The organism is Pseudomonas sp. OST1909 (genome assembly GCF_015277575.1).
GTDB classification, from domain to species: Bacteria; Pseudomonadota; Gammaproteobacteria; order Pseudomonadales; family Pseudomonadaceae; genus Aquipseudomonas; species Aquipseudomonas synxantha_A.
Map to the genome: position 1 here is coordinate 4,570,971 of NZ_CP063780.1, position 18,591 is coordinate 4,589,561.

The window sequence follows — 18,591 nt, forward strand, 5'->3', positions numbered from 1 at the left end:
GCAACCGAATGAAACCCATGTTCAAAGGCCTGATGCTGGCGGGATCCCTGCTGGCTGGTGGCCAGGCCGTAGCCGGTGACTTGTTGCAGTGGCAGAACAACAGCCTGACTTACCTGTGGGGCAAGAGCTTTACCGTCAACCCGCAGATCCAGCAAACCGTCACCTTCGAACATGCCGACGCATGGAAGTACGGCGACAACTTCTTCTTCCTCGACCGTATCTTTTACAACGGCAAGGAAGACGGCAATGTCGGCCCGAACACTTACTACGGCGAGTTCAGCCCGCGTTTGTCGTTCGGCAAGATTTTCGACAAGGACCTGTCGTTCGGCCCGATCAAGGACGTGCTGCTGGCCTTCACCTACGAGTTCGGCGAGGGCGATAACGAGTCCTACCTGCTGGGCCCGGCATTCGACTTGAACATCCCCGGTTTTGACTACTTCCAGTTGAATTTCTACCAGCGCCAGACCGAGGGCAATCGCCCGGGTGACGGTGTGTGGCAGATCACTCCGGTGTGGTCGTACACCATCCCCGTGGGCAATTCCGACGTGCTGATCGACGGTTTCATGGACTGGGTGGTGGATAACGACAAGAACGCCCGTGGCACTTATCACGCCAACCTGCACTTCAACCCGCAGGTCAAATATGACTTGGGCAAGGCGCTGCATTGGGGCGACAAGCAGTTGTATGTGGGTTTTGAATACGACTACTGGAAGAACAAGTACGGGATTGAAGACAGCGGCGCGTTCAAGACGACTCAGGACACCGCAAGCTTCCTGGTCAAGTACCACTTCTAATAAACACTGCTGGACAAAATGTGGGAGGGGGCTTGCTCCCGATAGCGGTGTGTCATTCAAAGTATCTGTGACTGAATCGCCGCCATCGGGAGCAAGCCCCCTCCCACATTTTCAGCTCTGCGTCAGGCCGAGGAATCGCGACAACTCCTCACGTTTGGCCAGCGCATCCTTGCGCCCCAACTCGATCAACTCGCTGCAATACCCCGCCTCGAACAGCAAATAACTCAACACCCCCGCCCCACTGGTCTTGGTCGCCCCCGGCCCGCGCAAGAACAAGCGCAACGCCGCCGGTAATTCCTGGCGATGTCGCGCCGCGATTTCATCGATAGGCTGGCTGGGCGCAATCACCAGCACGTCCACCGGTGCCAGGCCCTGCACCGCGGCGTCGACAGGGACAACCCGACTAAACTGGTTCAAGCGCTCCAGCAGTTCGATATCGCTTTCCAGGCTGTCAATGAAGGTGCTGTTGAGCATATGCCCACCGATTTGCGCCAGGGTCGGTTGCTGGCCGGTGTAGGTACGTTGCGTCGACGCTTCATTGCCCCTGGGGTTGCCACTCACGCCGACGACCAACACGCGGCTGGCTCCCAGGTGCAAAGCCGGGCTGATGGGCGCTGACTGCCGCACCGCGCCATCGCCAAAGTACTCTTCGTCGAGTTTGACCGGAGCAAACAACAGCGGAATCGCCGAACTCGCCAGCAAGTGCTCCACCGTCAGTTGGGTCGGCACGCCGATACGCCGATGGCGCAGCCAGGCATCGATGGTGCCGCCGCCCTGGTAGAAAGTCACCGCTTGCCCGGACTCATAGCCAAACGCCGTCACCGCCACTGCCTGCAAGTGCTTGCGGCGAATAGCCTCGTCGATGCCGTCCAGGTTCAAGCGTTCTTGCAGCAAGTCGCGCAGTGGCGAGCTGTTGAGCAGCGCCACGGGCACCTGGGCGCCCAGGCCCAATAGGCTGTGGATGAGGAAACGGCTGGCCTGGCGCATTACCCCAGGCCAGTCGCTGCGCAGCACCTGGTGGCTGCGAAAGCCCTGCCAGAATGCCGTCAGCCGTTGGATCGCTGCCGAGAAATCGGTAGCGCCACTGGCCAGGCTCACCGCATTGATCGCGCCGGCGGAGGTGCCGACAATCACCGGAAATGGATTCGGCGCCCCCGGCGGCAGCAACTCGGCAATCGCCGCCAATACCCCAACCTGATACGCCGCTCGCGCCCCGCCGCCGGAAAGAATCAAGCCTGTGACCGGTTCAACTGAGCGCATTGCGTCACTCCGTGTGGGAAAAGTCAGCGTTATCGACGGCGCTTTTCATACAGTTTGGGCTCACCCGGCGGCCGGCTCTTGAAACGGCGATGGGTCCACAGGTATTGCTCGGGGCAATCGCGTACCGAGGCTTCGACCCATTGGTTGATGCGCAGGCAGTCGATTTCGTCGGTTTCACCCGGAAAATCGGTCAACGGTGGATGGATCACCAATCGGTAACCGCTGCCATCGGCCAGGCGCTCCTGGGTGAACGGCACCACCAACGCCTTGCCCAGGCGTGCGAACTTGCTGGTAGCGGTGACGGTAGCTGCCTGGATACCGAACAGCGGCACGAAGATGCTTTGCTTGGCGCCGTAATCCTGGTCCGGTGCGTACCAGATGGCCCGCCCGGCACGCAGCAGCTTGAGCATACCGCGCACGTCGTCGCGCTCCACGGCCAGGGAATCGAGGTTATGGCGCTCACGACCACGGCGCTGGATAAAATCGAACAGCGGGTTGCCATGCTCGCGGTACATGCCATCGATGGTGTGTTTCTGCCCCAGCAGCGCCGCGCCGATTTCCAGGGTGGTGAAGTGCAGGGCCATCAGGATCACGCCCTTGCCTTCCAAGTGTGCCTGCTTGAGGTGCTCCAGCCCTTCGACATGGGCCAGTCGCGCCAGGCGCGGCTTGGGCCACCACCAACTCATGGCCATTTCAAAAAAGGCGATACCGGTGGAGGCAAAGTTTTCCTTGAGCAAGCGTTTGCGCTCCTGCACGGATTTTTCCGGGAAGCACAGCTCAAGGTTACGCGCCGCGATACGGCGGCGATCGCCAGCCACGCGGTACATGCCCGCACCCAGCAGGCGACCAATGGTCAACAACGCCCGGTACGGCAACTGGGTGACCAGCCACAGCAGGCCGAGCCCCAGCCATAGCAGCCAAAAACGCGGGTGAAGAAATACAGCTCGAAAACGCGGGCGATCCATTACAGATTCCGGTAAAGACAAGGGCCGCGCATTCTACAACGGTTCGACTCGGCTTGCGGCGGGTGAGTGTTCTCGTTATAAGTCTCGACACTTTTCGTGACAAGCCGCTTTCGCCGACCATGAGCCAAACCGAACCGCTAGACCAAGATCCCGTGTTCCAGCTAAAAGGCAGCATGCTCGCCATTACCGTGCTGGAACTGGCGCGCAATGACCTTGATGCCCTGGACCGCCAACTGGCCGCCAAGGTTGCCCTGGCGCCGAACTTTTTCAACAACGCCCCGCTGGTGCTGGCGCTGGACAAGCTGCCGGCCGGCCAGGGCGTGATTGATTTGCCCGGGCTGATGCGCGTGTGCCGCTCCCATGGCCTGCGCACCCTGGCGATTCGTGCCAGCCGCATCGAAGACATTGCCGCCGCCATCGCCATTGAACTGCCAGTACTGCCTCCGTCCGGTGCCCGCGAGCGTCCCTTGGAACCGCTGGTCGGTGAAGAGAAGAAAAAACCGGAAAAACCACCCGAGCCTGCGATCAAGCCGACAAAGATCATCACCTCGCCGGTACGCGGCGGGCAGCAGATTTACGCCCAGGGCGGCGACCTGGTGGTGATCTCCTCGGTCAGCCCCGGGGCGGAACTTCTCGCCGATGGCAACATCCATGTATACGGCCCGATGCGCGGACGTGCCCTCGCCGGCATCAAGGGTGATACCAGAGCACGGATTTTCTGCCAGCAGTTGACCGCTGAGCTGGTTTCCATCGCGGGTCAGTACAAGGTTTCCGAAGATTTGCGCCGCGATCCACTGTGGGGGGCTTCGGTACAGGTCAACCTGTCGGGCGATGTGTTGAACATCATCCGGCTTTAACGGATACTGCCGCATTTTCCAAGCATCTCTAGACTCTGATAGCAAAGCGAAACCGGCAAGACTTGTGTAGGAATATTTGGAAGTTGGTGTCTCCCTACGGAAACACCATCTTTTTCCTACAAAGGCTGTCCGCCTGCAGCGAGTTTCAAGAGATGTTTTTCAGGGACCGAAAGTCCTTTTTCCTTAGGGGTGAAACACCTTGGCCAAGATTCTCGTGGTTACATCCGGCAAGGGTGGTGTGGGTAAGACCACCACCAGCGCCGCTATCGGTACCGGCCTCGCACTGCGCGGCCACAAGACAGTCATCGTCGACTTCGACGTCGGTTTGCGTAACCTCGACCTGATCATGGGCTGCGAACGCCGCGTGGTGTACGACTTCGTCAACGTGGTGAACGGCGAAGCCAACCTGCAACAGGCCCTGATCAAGGACAAGCGCCTTGAGAACCTGTATGTACTGGCCGCCAGCCAGACCCGCGACAAAGACGCGCTGACCAAGGAAGGCGTGGGCAAGGTTCTCGCCGAGCTCAAGGAAACCTTCGAATACGTGGTGTGCGATTCCCCGGCCGGTATCGAAACCGGTGCTCACCTGGCGATGTACTTCGCCGATGAAGCCATCGTGGTGACCAACCCGGAAGTCTCCTCGGTACGTGACTCGGACCGTATGCTGGGCCTCTTGGCCAGCAAGTCCAAGCGCGCCGAAGAAGGCCAGGACCCGATCAAGGAACACCTGCTGCTCACCCGCTACAACCCGGAGCGCGTCAACAATGGCGAGATGCTCGGCGTTGAAGACGTGAAGGAAATCCTCGCCGTGACCCTGCTGGGCGTGATTCCGGAATCCCAGGCCGTGCTGAAGGCATCCAACCAGGGCGTGCCGGTGATTCTTGACGACCAGAGCGACGCCGGCCAGGCGTACAGCGATGCCGTCGATCGCTTGCTGGGCAAGACCGTGGAACACCGCTTCCTCGATGTCAAGAAGAAGGGATTCTTCGAGCGTATCTTTGGAGGCAACTAAACAATGAAATTTCTCGACTTCTTTCGCGCCAACAAAAAGCCAAGTACCGCGTCGGTAGCGAAAGAGCGTCTACAGATCATCGTGGCGCACGAACGCGGCCAACGCAGCACGCCGGATTACCTGCCAGCCTTGCAGAAGGAACTGGTCGAGGTGATCCGCAAGTACGTCAATATCGGCAACGATGACGTGCATGTCGCTCTGGAAAATGACGGCAGCTGCTCGATTCTGGAACTCAATATCACCCTGCCCGATCGTTGATCGAAAGGGCGGTCGCCACGGCGGCTCGATCACCTTGATCCTTCGGGAACCAGGTGGGCGAGCCGCCGTTGGCGTTTGTTACGAGGCTGTTTAATGCCGCTGTCCAATATTCATATCCTGCATCAGGACGACGCTGTCCTGGTGGTGAACAAGCCAACCCTGCTGCTCTCGGTGCCTGGTCGCGCCGACGACAACAAGGACTGCCTGATCACCCGCCTGCAGGAAAACGGCTACCCCGAAGCCCGTATCGTCCATCGCCTGGACTGGGAAACCTCGGGGATCATCCTGCTGGCCCGGGACGCCGACACCCATCGCGAGCTGTCCCGCCAGTTTCACGACCGTGAAACCGAAAAAGCCTACACCGCCCTGGCCTGGGGCCAACCGGAACTGGACAGCGGCAGCATCGACCTGCCGTTGCGCTACGACCCGCCGACCAAGCCCCGCCATGTGGTCGACCACGAGTTCGGCAAGCACGCCCTGACCTTCTGGAAAGTGCTGGAGCGTTGTGGCGACTGGTGCCGCGTGGAACTGACGCCGATCACCGGGCGCTCGCATCAGTTGCGTGTGCATATGCTGTCCATCGGGCATCCGTTACTGGGTGATGGCTTGTATGCCCATGAACAAGCGTTGGCTGCCTGGCCGCGGCTGTGCCTGCACGCAAGCATGCTCAGTTTCACCCATCCACAAAGCGGCGAGCGCTTGCGCTTCGAGTGCCCTGCCCCCTTTTAAGCTGCGAACACGGGTAAATGTGGGAGGGGGCTTGCCCCCGATGGCGGAGTGTCAGTCACTGTATTTGCTCACTGACACACCGCAATCGGGAGCAAGCCCCCTCCCACATTTGTTCTGTGCACTTCTGGCCATCGAACGGTAAACTCCGCGCATTGCTGTCTGGAGCTATTTATGCGCGAAGCGTTGAATCAAGGCCTGATCGACTTCCTCAAGGCCTCCCCTACTCCTTTTCATGCCACTGCGGCCCTCGCCCAGCGCCTGGAAGCGGCCGGTTACCAGCGTCTCGACGAGCGCGACACCTGGGCCACCGAGGCCAATGGTCGCTATTACGTGACCCGCAACGACTCCTCGATCATCGCCTTCAAGCTCGGTCGCCACTCGCCGTTGCAGGGCGGCATCCGCCTGGTCGGCGCCCACACCGACAGCCCGTGCCTGCGGGTCAAGCCCCAGCCTGAGCTGCAACGCCAGGGCTTCTGGCAGTTGGGCGTGGAAGTCTACGGCGGTGCGCTGCTGGCGCCGTGGTTCGACCGCGACCTGTCCCTGGCAGGCCGCGTCACCTTCCGCCGCGACGGCAAGGTCGAAAGCCAGCTAATCGACTTCAAGCTGCCGATCGCCATTATTCCCAACCTGGCCATTCACCTGAACCGTGAGGCCAACCAGGGTTGGGCGATCAATGCCCAGACCGAGCTGCCGCCGATCCTTGCGCAATTTGCCGGTGACGAACGCGTGGACTTTCGCGCCGTGCTCACCGAGCAGTTGGCCCGCGAGCATGGGCTGAACGCTGATGTGGTGCTCGACTACGAGCTGAGCTTCTACGACACCCAAAGCGCGGCGGTCATCGGCCTCAATGGCGATTTCATCGCCGGTGCGCGCCTGGACAACCTGCTGTCGTGCTACGCCGGCCTGCAAGCCTTGCTGACCAGCGAGACCGACGAAACCTGCGTACTGGTATGCAACGATCACGAAGAAGTCGGCTCCTGCTCGGCCTGCGGCGCCGATGGCCCGATGCTGGAGCAGACCCTGCGCCGCCTGTTGCCTGAAGGTGATGAGTTTGTACGCACCATTCAGAAATCACTGCTGGTATCGGCGGACAACGCCCACGGCGTGCACCCCAACTACGCCGAGAAGCACGACGCCAACCACGGTCCGAAACTCAATGCCGGCCCTGTGATCAAGGTCAACAGCAACCAGCGCTACGCCACCAACAGCGAAACCGCCGGGTTCTTCCGTCACCTGTGCATGGCCGAGGAAGTGCCGGTACAAAGCTTTGTGGTGCGCAGTGACATGGGCTGCGGCTCGACCATCGGCCCGATCACCGCCAGCCACCTGGGTGTACGCACCGTGGATATCGGCTTGCCGACGTTTGCCATGCACTCCATTCGAGAGCTGTGCGGCAGCCATGACCTGGCGCATCTGGTGAAGGTGCTGGGTGCGTTTTATGCGAGCCGCGATCTGCCCTGATTTGACGGGCAAAATGTGATCGAAATGTGGGAGGGGGCTTGCTCCCTCCCACATTTGGTTAGATGTACTGCCAAACTGACTTGTATCACCTGCACTTCCTGCAATCGCGCCTAGACTTGTCAAAACTTCCACTGCGACAAGGCTATTGCTCCCATGATTTCAATGTCCTCGTTCCACGCCATGCTTATCCCCATCGTGATCGGCATGATCATGCTCGCGGTCGGCTTCAACTTTCGCGATAAGCCCCTCGGCGTGTTCGGCATGTGGATTGGTATGCTGCTGATCCTGGGCACCGTGGTCTACAAGATCCTCGCCAAACTGGCGCAATGACAAATGCGCTCGCATTGGGGATAGCGGCCTCGTACACTCGGTCAATTCGTTGCTTTGAAGGTTGACCGCCTCGTGCTTTCCCGTCTGTTTGCCCTGCCCTGCTACCTGCTGATCGCCCTGCTCACGCTGCTGCCGCTGTCATCCGCCCAAGCCGTAGGCTTGCCCGGAATGCTGGGTGGTTCCAGCAAGACCCAACCCCAGGCTGAAGTGCCCCTGGGGCAGTCGCTGGACGAGGTGATCAAGACCCTCGAAAACGACCAACAGCGCACCCAGCTGCTGAGCGACCTGAAAAAGCTGCGCGCCGCCACGCAAAAGGCCCAACCCGCGACAGAGCAAGGTGTGCTCGGGTTGATCGGCAGCACGCTGTCGGGCTTTGAACAGCAGTTTTCCGGCGCCGACAGCCCATTGGGGCGCTGGTCCAATGAAGTCGACCTGGCCAAGGATGAACTGGGCGCGCTGATGCTGCCGGCCAACGAATGGCTGCCGATCATCTTTGGTTTTGCCGTGATCCTGGCAGTGTGGAGCCTGCTGGCCGCCGCGCTGATCTGGCTCAGCCACCGGGTACGCGAGCGTTTCGGCCTGCCCGAAGAGTTGCCGCAACACCCGCGCACCTGGGACATGCTGCGCTTTGCCCTGCGCAAGCTGGGCCCCTGGTTGATCGCCCTGGTGATCACGGTTTACCTGAGCTACGCCCTGCCTTCCTCCCTGGGCAAATCCCTGGCGATGGTGCTGGCTTATGCCTTGGTGGTCGGCACCTGTTTTTCGGCAATCTGCGTAATTGCCTTCTCCGTACTCGACGGCCCGCACCGCCACCGCGCCCTGTATATCCTGCGTCATCAGGCGTTCCGCCCGCTGTGGTGGATCGGCAGCTTCGCCGCCTTCGGTGAAGCCTTGAGCGATCCGCGCCTGGTCGAGGCGCTCGGCCAGCACCTGGCCCACACCGCCGCAACCGTGGCCAATGTAATGGCGGCGCTGTCCACCGGCGTATTTATCCTGCGTTTCCGCCGACCGATTGCACACCTGATCCGCAACCAGCCGCTGTCGCGCCGCCTGACCCGCCGCGCCCTCACCGACACCCTGTCGATCATCGGTACCTTCTGGTACATCCCGGCCTTGCTGCTGGTAGGTATTTCACTGTTCGCGACCTTCCTGTCGGCCGGCGACACCAGCACTGCGCTGCGCCAGTCGCTGCTGTGCACGGTGCTGCTGGTGTTGTGCATGGTGATCAACGGCCTGGTGCGCCGCCACGCCCTCAAGCCGCAGCGCGGGCACAAACGCCATGCGCTGTACTCCGAACGCCTCAAAGGGTTTGTCTACACCCTGGTGCACCTGGTGGTGTGGCTGGCGTTTATCGAGTTGGGGCTGCGGGTGTGGGGCCTGTCGATGATTCGCTTTACCGAGGGTGACGGCCATGAAATAGCCGTGAAGCTGTTCGGCCTCGGTGGCACCTTGCTGTTCGCCTGGCTGATCTGGATCCTCAGCGACACCGCAATCCACCACGCTCTGACCCGCTCACGCAAGGGCCTGGCCAACGCGCGTGCGCAAACCATGATGCCGCTGATCCGCAACGTGCTGTTCGTGACCATCTTCATCATCGCCGCCATCGTGGCCCTGGCGAACATGGGCATGAACGTCACCCCATTGCTGGCCGGTGCGGGTGTGATCGGTATCGCCATCGGCTTTGGTGCGCAGTCGCTGGTAGCGGACTTGATCACCGGCTTGTTCATCATCATCGAAGACTCCCTGGCCATCGACGACTACGTGGACGTCGGCGGCCACCTGGGTACGGTGGAGGGCCTGACCATCCGCACCGTGCGCCTGCGCGATATCGACGGCATCGTGCACACCATCCCGTTCAGCGAGATCAAGAGCATCAAGAACTACTCCCGAGAGTTCGGCTACGCGATCTTCCGGGTGGCAATCCCCTACAACATGGAAATCGACGACGCGATCAAGCTGATGCGCGATGTCGGCCACGCCATGCGCAACGACCCGCTGCAACGCCGCAATATCTGGTCGCCACTGGAGATCCAGGGCGTGGAGAGTTTCGAGTCCGGCAGCGCGATCCTGCGCGCACGCTTCAAGACCGCGCCGATCAAGCAGTGGGAAGTCTCGCGAGCGTTCAACCTCTCGCTCAAGCGGCACCTGGATGAAGCCGGGCTCGACCTGGCAACGCCGCGCTTGAGTGTGCAGGTAGTGACGGCAGGCAGCGTGCAGGAAAAGGACCCGCAACCCAACACAACGCTGTAGCCCCACAGGTAACCACAATGCGAAGCGAGCCGCTCTTGATCTGCTTTTGATCTGAGGCGCCCCGTTAAACCACGCTGGCCGAACGCAGGCTTGAATCCGTGGGTAACCCGGCAGGACGCCGGGTTAGCCGCCCCGCGCCATGGATGGCGCGTGGCGGCGGCCCACGGATTCAAGCCGGAGTGAGGGCACACCGAGCATTAGCGAGGTGCCGAGTGGTGGGGCAAGAGCGTTTTGCTTACTTTTGCGCTCTTTTCAAAAGTGAGCCGCTGTAAGAGCGGAACCAACAGTGGCCGTTACCCAAACAACGGATATGTACTCGGTATGATCCAACATCCTGGTCGGCCCTGAGGCCGCCATCGGGGGCAAATCGAATCGTCGCACCGCCCCTCCCACATTGGATCAATGGTGAATCAGTTAGTCAGTGCAACAGCGTCCATCTTCTGGCGCAAGCTCAACGGACGCATGTCCGTCCACACTTCCTCGATATACGCCAGGCACTCCTTCTTCATGCCACTCTTGCCCACAGTACGCCAGCCTTCAGGCACAGCCTTGTAGTCAGGCCAGATCGAATACTGCTCTTCGTGGTTGACCACTACCTGAAACAGGATGTCGTCGCGGTCAAATACTGAGGTCATTGCTGTTCTCCATCGCTCAACGGCTGGCTGCGCACCACGCGCAGCGCTGATATCTGTAGAAACGTACCAGGCACCGCAAAAATTAAACGCCGGCAACCGCCGCCGCCAAGGCGCGCCCGAAGATCTCGGCCACCTGGTCGACTTCGGCCGCGGTGATCACCAGCGGTGGCAGAAAGCGCACCACGCCGCCATGGCGCCCGCCCATCTCCAGGATCAGCCCGCGCTTGAGGCACTCACGCTGCACCAGCGGTGCCAGCAGGCGATGCACCGGCGGGTGCCCCAGGCTATCAAGCGGGCCCGTCGGATCCACCAGCTCCACCCCCAGCATCAGCCCACGGCCACGGATATCCCCCAGCTGCGGGAAGTCGCGCTGCAGGATGCGCAGATGCTCGCACAGACGCTCGCCCATGGCCGCCGCATGACTGGCCAAGTCGTGATCCTTGAGGTAGCGCATCACCGCCGAGCCCGCCGCCATCGCCATCTGGTTGCCGCGGAACGTCCCGGCATGGGCACCCGGCAGCCAGGTGTCGAGCCAGTCGCGATACACCACCACCGCCAGCGGCAGGCTGCCGCCAATGGCCTTGGACATCACCACCACATCCGGAATGATGCCGGCGTGTTCGAAGGCAAACATCTTGCCGGTACGCCCAAAGCCGCTCTGGATTTCATCGACGATCAGCGCCACCCCCGCTTGCGCGGTGATACGCCTTAAGCCACGCAACCAATCGAGATCGGCAGGGATCACGCCGCCTTCACCCTGAATCACTTCGACAATCACCGCCGCCGGCAGCACCACCCCGGCTTCGGGATCGTTGAGCAGGTTTTCCAGGTAGTGCAGGTTGGCCCGCACACCCTGGGCGCCGCCCAGCCCGAACGGGCAGCGGTAGTCATACGGGAATGGCAGGAACTGCACACCATTGCCCAGCAACGCCCCCAGCGGCCTCTTCGGCCCCAGGCTGCCCATCAAACTCAACGCCCCCTGGCTCATGCCGTGATAAGCGCCCTGGAACGACAGCACAGTGCTGCGCCCGGTGGCGGTGCGCACCAGCTTCAACGCGGCTTCCACCGCATCAGTGCCGGTGGGGCCGCAGAACTGGATTTTCGCTTCCCGCGCCAGTTCCGATGGCAGCAAGCCGAACAGGTCCTGCACGAACTGATCCTTGACCGGTGTGGTCAGGTCCAGGGTGTGCAGTGGCAGCTCGTCGCTCAAGACTTGCTGGATCGCCTGGATCACCACCGGGTGGTTATGCCCCAGCGCCAGGGTGCCGGCACCGGCCAGGCAGTCGATGAAACGCCGCCCCTCGACGTCTTCCACATACAGGCCCTTGGCGCGTTTGAGCGCCAGGGGGATACGCCGCGGGTAGCTGCGGGCGTTGGACTCCTGCTGGCGCTGGCGGGCCAGCAGCGGGGTTTCGTCAAACTGGTAGAGCGTTTCCGCAGGCGCCAGGGCGTCTTCGATACGGCTGGTAGCGACTGACATCTCTCGATCCCTCAATACGCTGATGATGACCAAACTGCCGATCCGTTGGCGGCTGGCCCAAGGGCATGCGCACGGATTTCCTGTTCTGGAAACGCATCAGCTAGAACAGGATTTAGGGGGCGGTGATCGATAACTGATGAATGAAGATGCAAATGTGGGAGCAAGCCCCCTCCCACACTTCATAGCCCGCGATATTTGTCGTTCAGTGCATACAAGATCGCGCAGCTCTCTGCATCCAGGAACCCGCAATAATCCCTGGCCCGAAAGTGCATCTGGAACGCCCGGGTGCGCTGTTCAAAGGCTCGGCGATTCTGCGCGGGCTTGTAGCCAAAACGCTGAAACGCCCGCTCCACCTCAACCTCTGGCGGCAAGCCGACACAAAAGCGGCGCTGGTACATCGCCCGTGTGGGCTCATCAAACCAGGCCCCAATACCGGCCTCATGCAGAACACGCCAGGGCAGCCGCGGCCCCGGATCACTCTTGCGCCAATAGGCCACATCCGAATGCCCGAGCAGGTCAGTCGGGCCGACCTGCGGATAACGTGCAAGCACGTCGCGAACCAATGCAATCAGTACATCGATCTGTGCTTCGGGGTATTCGGGAAAGGTAAATACCCCCGCGTCATCCCGCGCCAGGTTGACGATTTCAACGCCAATCGAGCGGCTATTGAGGTCGTCCCTCCCCGCCCAATGGCTCACCCCTGCGTGCCAGGCGCGTTTGTCCTCATCCACCAGGCGAAACACGCGCAACTCTTCATAACCAGCAGCGCGGTAGCTGGATTCATCGGGGTCGGGCAGCAGATAGTGGGCGCTGACGCCATGTTGCGTAAGGGTACGCAGGGACGAAGCAAAAGGCGCCGCGGTGTAGTGCAGGATAACCTGCTGCACGGATTCGCCTTGGCGGTCGTTGAAATCCCTGGCAGGGAAACTGGTGTCGATAACCAACATAAGAGCCATCCTTTTCATTTCAGGCCGAATCATTCGGCCCGTTCAAGCGCAAAAAAATTACCGCCATCCTGAAGGGTTGAATGTCAGGCGGGCGGTAATTACTTGACACATGAAAAGCAAGGTTCAGCGGCGCAGCGGCATACCCAGCTCAACCCGCAAGCCGTCCGGCTGGCTGTCGAACGCAAGCGAGCAGGCGCAGCGCTGCACAATCGCCTGCACGATCGCCAGGCCCAGGCCGCAGCCTTCGCTGTTGCCATTACGCCAGAAGCGCTGGGTAAGGTATTGCAGGTCTTCGCTGGAGATCTGCTTGCCATGGTCACGCACGCGGAACACCACGTTATCCGGGGTAGAAAACACGTGCAGTTCCACGCGGGTATCGGCGGGGGTATGGCGCAAGGCGTTGTCCAGCAGGTTACGCAAGGCCGCGACGGCGAGGCCTACGGGCATTTCTACCGGAACGTGGGAGAGGTCCGGCGCAAGAATAAGATCGATACGGGAATTGTCACCGGCATTGGCGTCCTGGATCGCCAACCTGGCGACTTCTTCGGCACTGGACTGCAAGCCATCGTCAAACGACAAGCTGCCCTCCACCCGCGCCAACAGCAACAACTGCTCCAGCGTGCGATGCAAGCGGTCGGCGCCCTCCTCGGCGTGCGCCAGCGACTGATCGCGCGCCGCGCCTTCGGTCATGCGCGCCACTTGCAGGTGGGTCTTGATTGCCGTCAACGGGCTGCGCAGTTCATGGGCCGCGTCACCGGTCAGGCGGCGCTCGCGCTCAATGGTCTTGGCGATGCGCTGCAACAGTTGGTTCTGGGTGTCGAGCAACGGCTTGAGCTCGCTGGGCAACGGGTGAATCTGCAAGGGTTCGAGAGAGTCGGCGCTGCGGCGCATCAAGGCGTCGCGCATACGATTGAGCGGCACCAGGCTCTGGCCGATGCCCAGCCACAACAGGCACAGGCAACCGAGCAATGCCACGCCGACCGGTACCGATGCCGCCAGCAGGATCGACAGGTTGAGTGCCTCACGCTCCACCTGGCGGTCTGCGGTGGTGATCAGCAGGTCACCCCGGGACAGGGTGAAACTGCGCCAACCCACACCATCGATCATCTGGTCACGAAAACCACTCCTGCGCGACTCCAGACCTTCATCCGGGGTCGTGTGGCTGCGTGCCAGGATCTCGCCGCGCAAGGAACTGACCTGGCAGGCCATGCCCCCCGGCACATTCAATTGCTCGGTGCGCAAATGTGCACCACCGCTGACGCTGGCCAGACCCGGCATCTGCTCGGTGAGCCCGGCTACCATGCGCGCCGAGGCCACCAGGCGCTGGTCGAGGGAAAACATCATCTGGTTGCGCAAGTCATTGAGCATCCAGGCGGCCGCCAGCACCCAGATCAGCACAAAAGCGGCGCCCAGCTTGAACGTCAGGCGCAGGCGCAAGCTCATCACTGAGTGTTCTCTCCTGCATCAGCCGGCCCCAGGCGATAGCCCAAGCCCCTGACGGTCTCGACGATGCCATTGCCCAACTTGCGCCGCAGGTGATGGATATGCACGTTGAGCGCGTTGCTTTCCAGCTCATCGCTGAATCCGTAGATGCTGTCCTTGAGCTGCTCGCTGGACAACACACGGCCCTTGTTGTGCAGCAGCGCCTGCAACAGCGCCTGTTCGCGACGGGACAGGTCCACCGGCTGGCCATCCAGGAAGGTCTCGCGGCTGCTGGGGTCGTAGGCCAGGCGGCCGTGCTCGATGAGATTGACACTGCGCCCCGCCACCCGGCGCAACAGGGTTTGCAGGCGGGCGGCGAGTTCGCGCAGGTCGAAGGGCTTGAGCAGGTAGTCATCGGCGCCCGCTTGCAGGCCGTCGACGCGGTTGGTCACCGAGTCCCGCGCGGTGAGGATCAGCACGGGAATTTCCAGGCCCTGGCTGCGCTGTTGTTGCAGCAGCTTGAGGCCATCTTCGTCAGGCAGGCCGAGGTCGAGCACCATGATGTCGAACGCTGCGGCCTTGAGCATCGCCCTGGCGGCTGCGGCCGTGGCCACGCGCTCGACCGTAAAGCCCTGGGCACCGAGGCCGGCCACGATACCGCTGGCGATCAGTTCGTCGTCTTCACAGACCAGTACGTGCATGCTGAACCCTTCATGAAAGATGGGGGTGATTAGAAAAGTGCCAGATTAAGCGCGCATTATGCCGCTAAAGTTAACAACATCAGATTATCCCTACACTCTAGAATAGCGCCGGTTAATCATCGGTTAATCAGCGCCACACATTGTGTGCCTCACTTGCATCGAACTAAGGCTTGACCATGCGGCATCTGTTTACCTTTCTGCTGGTGTTGTTCGCGGGATTCGCCCAGGCAGCGCCGGGCAACCCCTTCGAAACCAAACCCGACTTTCTCCCGGTGGGCAAAGCCTTCACCTTTACCTCCGAACGTCTTGAAAGTGGCGAAACCCAACTGTATTGGCAGATAGCCGACGGTTACTACCTGTACCAGCAACGCATGAAGTTCGACGGTTTGGCCGAACAACCCGTGCTGCCCCAGGGTGAAGCCCATAGCGATGAGTTCTTCGGCGAACAGCAAGTGTATCGCCAGGGCCTGGAAGTGAAGATCCCGGCCGGCGCCACCGGCAAGGTCAAGCTGGGCTGGCAGGGCTGTGCCGATGCAGGCCTGTGTTATCCACCGCAGTCGATCACCGTGGACCTGGGCGGCAACCCGGCCGTAGCCGCTACCGCGCAGGCCCAGGACCAAAGCCTGGCCAGCGGCCTGCAACAACGCAGCCTGGGCTGGAGCCTGCTGATATTCTTTGGCCTGGGCCTGTTGTTGGCGTTTGCGCCCTGCTCGCTGCCGATGCTGCCGATTCTCGCCGGCCTGGTGGTGAGCAGTGGCGCCAGCCCGCGCCGTGGTTTTGCCCTGGCCGGTAGCTACGTGGTGTGCATGGCACTGGTGTATGCGGGCCTGGGTGTGATGGCCGCGCTGCTTGGCGCCAACCTCGCCGCGCTGCTGCAAACCCCGTGGATCCTCGGCAGTTTTGCCGCGCTGTTCGTGCTGCTGGCTCTGCCGATGTTCGGCTTCTTTGAATTGCAGTTGCCCGCCTTCCTGCGCGACCGTCTCGATAACGTCAGCCGCCAGCAAAGCGGTGGCAGCCTGGTGGGTGCTGGTGTGCTCGGCGCGCTGTCCGGCCTGCTGGTGGGCCCGTGCATGACCGCGCCCCTGGCCGGCGCCCTGCTGTATATCGCCCAGAGCGGCAATGCGCTGCACGGTGGCCTGATCCTGTTCGCCATGGGCATCGGTATCGGCATTCCGCTGTTGCTGCTGGTGACCGTGGGCAATCGCTTCCTGCCCAAGCCGGGCACCTGGATGAACGTGCTCAAGGGTATCTTCGGCTTCCTGTTCCTGGGCACCGCCGTGCTGATGATTCGCCCAGTGGTCGGCGACAGCCTGTGGATCGGCCTGTGGGGTGCGTTGGCGCTGGTGATGGCGTACTGCGGCTGGACACTGGCCCGTGAGTTCGGCCTGGCCGCCAAGGTGTTCGGCGCAGGTTCCCTGGTGCTGGGCCTGTGGGGCGCGATACTGGTGGTGGGCGCAGCCGGTGGCAGCGATGAGCTGTGGCAACCGTTGAAGGTTTACAGCGGCTCAAAGGTCGCCGGTGCACCGAGCGCTCACGATGCCTTCACCACCATCAATGACCCGGCCGTGCTGCAAAGCCAGCTCGACAGCGCCAAGGCCCAGGGCCAATGGGTGCTGCTGGACTATTACGCTGACTGGTGCGTGTCGTGCAAGATCATGGAAAAACAGGTGTTCGGCAAACCCGAGGTGATGGACGCGCTCAAAGACGTGCGCCTGCTACGCCTGGACGTCACCGCCGACAACGCTGCCAGCCGCGAACTGCTGGGCCGCTACAAGGTGCCGGGGCCACCGAGCTTCGTGTGGATCGGCCCGGACGGTGATGAACGTCGCGCCCAACGCATCACCGGCGAAGTGGATGCCGCCGCCTTCCTGCAACGCTGGACGCAAACCCGAGACGCGCGCTGATGTTGACCCTGACCATCGGCACATTCGCCATCGCCCTGAATCACATCCTGCTGATCAGCGCGCTGATTCTCGCCACCCTGGTGGGCTGGCGCGTGGCCAAGCGTGGCGGTGAGAACCCCGAATCGGTGCTGTTCAGCCTGTTCCTGCTGGGCATGTTGGCCGCCCGCGTCAGCTTCGTGCTGATGTACTGGAGTTATTACAGCAACGACTGGGTGGAGATGGTCGACTTGCGTGACGGTGGTTTCCTCGCCTGGCCCGGGATTATTGTGCTGATCCTCGGCGCGCTGGCGTATGGCTGGCGTCGCCCGGCCCTGCGCAAGCCGCTCAGCGCCGGGGTGATCACCGGTCTGTTGTTCTGGGGCATGGCCAGCCTTTCCCTCAGCCTGTATGAAAAAGGCACGCGCCTGCCGGACATCACCCTGCGCAACGCCAATGGCGAGGTGGTGCAACTGGCGGATTACCAGGGTGGCCCGCTGGTGATCAACCTGTGGGCCACCTGGTGCCCGCCGTGCCGGCGCGAAATGCCCGTGCTGGAAAACGCCCAGCGTATGCGCCCCGACGTGACCTTTCTGTTCGTCAACCAGGCCGAGAGCATGCAAAGCGTCAGCACCTACCTGGCCACCCAGGGCCTGAACCTGGACAACATGCTGTTCGACGCCAGCGGCCGCCTCGGCCAAGCCGTGGGCTCCATGGCCCTGCCGACCACGCTGTTCTACCAAGCCGATGGGCGCCTGATCAACAGCCACCTGGGCGAACTCTCCGAAGCCAGCCTGGCCCGCGCCATGGAACCCTTCGATGACACCACGACAAGGAAACCGACATGCCTCGCCTCCGCCACCTGCTGACCCTGCTGCCCTTGACGCTCGCCGCCTCCCTGGCCCAGGCCGAAGACTGGCCGGCGCCGATCAAACAGATCGAAGCCAAGGGCGCCAGGATCATCGGTAAATTCGATGCCCCCAGCGGCCTCACCGGCTACGCCGCCCAGTACCAGAACCGTGGCATGGCCCTGTACCTGACCGCCGACGGCAAAAACGTGATCGCCGGCAACCTGTACGACGCCCAGGGCAATGACCTGAGCACCGCGCCTCTGGAAAAACTGGTGTACGCACCCATGGCCAAGGAAGTCTGGGCCAAGATGGAAAAAAGCAGCTGGATCCAGGACGGCGACAAAAACGCCCCGCGCACCGTCTACCTGTTCAGCGACCCCAACTGCCCCTACTGCAACATGTTCTGGGAACAGGCGCGCCCGTGGGTCAAGGCCGGCAAGGTGCAGCTGCGCCACATCATGGTCGGCATCATCCGCGAAGACAGCCCAGGCAAATCCGCCGCCCTGCTCGCCGCCAAAGACCCGCAAAAAGCCCTGCAAGAACACGAAGCCGCCGGCAAGGGCAGCAAACTCAAGGCGCTGGAAAAGATCCCGGCCGAGGTCGAGGCCAAGCTCGATGCCAATATGAAGTTGATGGATGAACTGGAGTTGTCGGCGACGCCGGCGATTTTCTATCTGGATGATAAAGGCGGGTTGCAGCAACAACAGGGGGCGCCTTCGCCGGAGAAGTTAGTGAAGATTCTCGGGCCAAAATAAGCGC

18 protein-coding genes are annotated in these 18,591 nt (G+C 61.8%); 11 read left to right on the forward strand and 7 right to left on the reverse strand.

What is annotated here, in order from left to right:
* The first annotated feature begins 8 nt into the window (after positions 1-8).
* The gene (locus IH404_RS19760; RefSeq protein ID WP_005789957.1) at positions 9-794 is read left to right on the forward strand and encodes an outer membrane protein OmpK; all 786 of its coding nucleotides are present in this window, start codon (positions 9-11) and stop codon (positions 792-794) included.
* Between the two features lie 111 nt (positions 795-905).
* Here IH404_RS19760 and IH404_RS19765 read toward each other — a convergent pair whose 3' ends face one another.
* Both IH404_RS19765 and IH404_RS19770 read right to left on the reverse strand, forming a co-directional pair.
* A complete protein-coding gene (locus IH404_RS19765; RefSeq protein WP_005789959.1) occupies positions 906-2,054 on the reverse strand; it encodes a patatin-like phospholipase family protein in 1,149 nt (382 codons plus the stop codon).
* A 29-nt stretch (positions 2,055-2,083) separates the two neighbouring features.
* Entirely contained in the window at positions 2,084-3,019 is a 936-nt protein-coding gene (locus IH404_RS19770) for a lipid A biosynthesis lauroyl acyltransferase (RefSeq protein ID WP_005789961.1), read from the reverse strand.
* Between the two features lie 119 nt (positions 3,020-3,138).
* Between IH404_RS19770 and minC the strand changes: the two genes are divergently transcribed.
* The 7 genes from minC (at position 3,139) to IH404_RS19805 (ending at position 9,916) form a co-directional block, all read left to right on the forward strand.
* Positions 3,139-3,876: a septum site-determining protein MinC gene (minC, locus tag IH404_RS19775; protein ID WP_005789962.1), complete on the forward strand. Its 738-nt coding sequence runs from the start codon at positions 3,139-3,141 to the stop codon at positions 3,874-3,876.
* A gap of 199 nt (positions 3,877-4,075) precedes the next feature.
* Positions 4,076-4,888 (forward strand): septum site-determining protein MinD, encoded by an 813-nt coding sequence (gene minD / locus IH404_RS19780; RefSeq protein WP_003192835.1) that lies wholly within the window; start codon positions 4,076-4,078, stop codon positions 4,886-4,888.
* 3 nt (positions 4,889-4,891) lie between these two features.
* A complete protein-coding gene (gene minE / locus IH404_RS19785; protein ID WP_003175252.1) occupies positions 4,892-5,146 on the forward strand; it encodes a cell division topological specificity factor MinE in 255 nt (84 codons plus the stop codon).
* A 93-nt stretch (positions 5,147-5,239) separates the two neighbouring features.
* Positions 5,240-5,875 carry an RluA family pseudouridine synthase gene (locus IH404_RS19790; protein ID WP_005789965.1) on the forward strand — a complete coding sequence of 212 codons (636 nt, stop codon included), beginning with the start codon at positions 5,240-5,242 and terminating at the stop codon, positions 5,873-5,875.
* A 171-nt stretch (positions 5,876-6,046) separates the two neighbouring features.
* Positions 6,047-7,336 carry a M18 family aminopeptidase gene (locus IH404_RS19795; RefSeq protein WP_005789967.1) on the forward strand — a complete coding sequence of 430 codons (1,290 nt, stop codon included), beginning with the start codon at positions 6,047-6,049 and terminating at the stop codon, positions 7,334-7,336.
* Between the two features lie 153 nt (positions 7,337-7,489).
* Positions 7,490-7,666: a hypothetical protein gene (locus tag IH404_RS19800; protein WP_005789968.1), complete on the forward strand. Its 177-nt coding sequence runs from the start codon at positions 7,490-7,492 to the stop codon at positions 7,664-7,666.
* 72 nt (positions 7,667-7,738) lie between these two features.
* On the forward strand, positions 7,739-9,916 hold the full coding sequence (locus IH404_RS19805; protein ID WP_005789970.1) for a mechanosensitive ion channel domain-containing protein: 2,178 nt from the start codon (positions 7,739-7,741) through the stop codon (positions 9,914-9,916).
* Between the two features lie 410 nt (positions 9,917-10,326).
* On the opposite strand, the gene IH404_RS19810 is transcribed toward IH404_RS19805, so the two are convergent.
* The 5 genes from IH404_RS19810 to IH404_RS19830 form a co-directional block, all read right to left on the reverse strand.
* Positions 10,327-10,551 carry an MbtH family protein gene (locus IH404_RS19810; RefSeq protein ID WP_005789972.1) on the reverse strand — a complete coding sequence of 75 codons (225 nt, stop codon included), beginning with the start codon at positions 10,549-10,551 and terminating at the stop codon, positions 10,327-10,329.
* A gap of 82 nt (positions 10,552-10,633) precedes the next feature.
* Positions 10,634-12,031: an aspartate aminotransferase family protein gene (locus tag IH404_RS19815; RefSeq protein WP_005789974.1), complete on the reverse strand. Its 1,398-nt coding sequence runs from the start codon at positions 12,029-12,031 to the stop codon at positions 10,634-10,636.
* A 179-nt stretch (positions 12,032-12,210) separates the two neighbouring features.
* A complete protein-coding gene (locus IH404_RS19820) occupies positions 12,211-12,978 on the reverse strand; it encodes an N-acetylmuramoyl-L-alanine amidase (RefSeq protein ID WP_005789975.1) in 768 nt (255 codons plus the stop codon).
* A 123-nt stretch (positions 12,979-13,101) separates the two neighbouring features.
* On the reverse strand, positions 13,102-14,421 hold the full coding sequence (locus IH404_RS19825) for an ATP-binding protein (RefSeq protein WP_005789977.1): 1,320 nt from the start codon (positions 14,419-14,421) through the stop codon (positions 13,102-13,104).
* Entirely contained in the window at positions 14,421-15,101 is a 681-nt protein-coding gene (locus IH404_RS19830; protein ID WP_005789979.1) for a response regulator, read from the reverse strand. Before IH404_RS19830 ends, IH404_RS19825 begins: the two co-directional genes overlap by 1 nt.
* A gap of 176 nt (positions 15,102-15,277) precedes the next feature.
* Here IH404_RS19830 and dsbD point away from each other — a divergent pair, with 176 nt between their 5' ends.
* The 3 genes from dsbD to dsbG are packed head-to-tail and all read left to right on the forward strand — an operon-like array spanning position 15,278 to position 18,587.
* Entirely contained in the window at positions 15,278-17,005 is a 1,728-nt protein-coding gene (gene dsbD, locus IH404_RS19835; protein WP_194438847.1) for a protein-disulfide reductase DsbD, read from the forward strand.
* Positions 17,005-17,850: a TlpA disulfide reductase family protein gene (locus IH404_RS19840; RefSeq protein WP_005789983.1), complete on the forward strand. Its 846-nt coding sequence runs from the start codon at positions 17,005-17,007 to the stop codon at positions 17,848-17,850. Before dsbD ends, IH404_RS19840 begins: the two co-directional genes overlap by 1 nt.
* Positions 17,826-18,587 carry a thiol:disulfide interchange protein DsbG gene (gene dsbG, locus IH404_RS19845; RefSeq protein WP_032880097.1) on the forward strand — a complete coding sequence of 254 codons (762 nt, stop codon included), beginning with the start codon at positions 17,826-17,828 and terminating at the stop codon, positions 18,585-18,587. The genes IH404_RS19840 and dsbG overlap by 25 nt, the downstream gene beginning before the upstream one ends.
* Positions 18,588-18,591 lie beyond the last annotated feature (4 nt).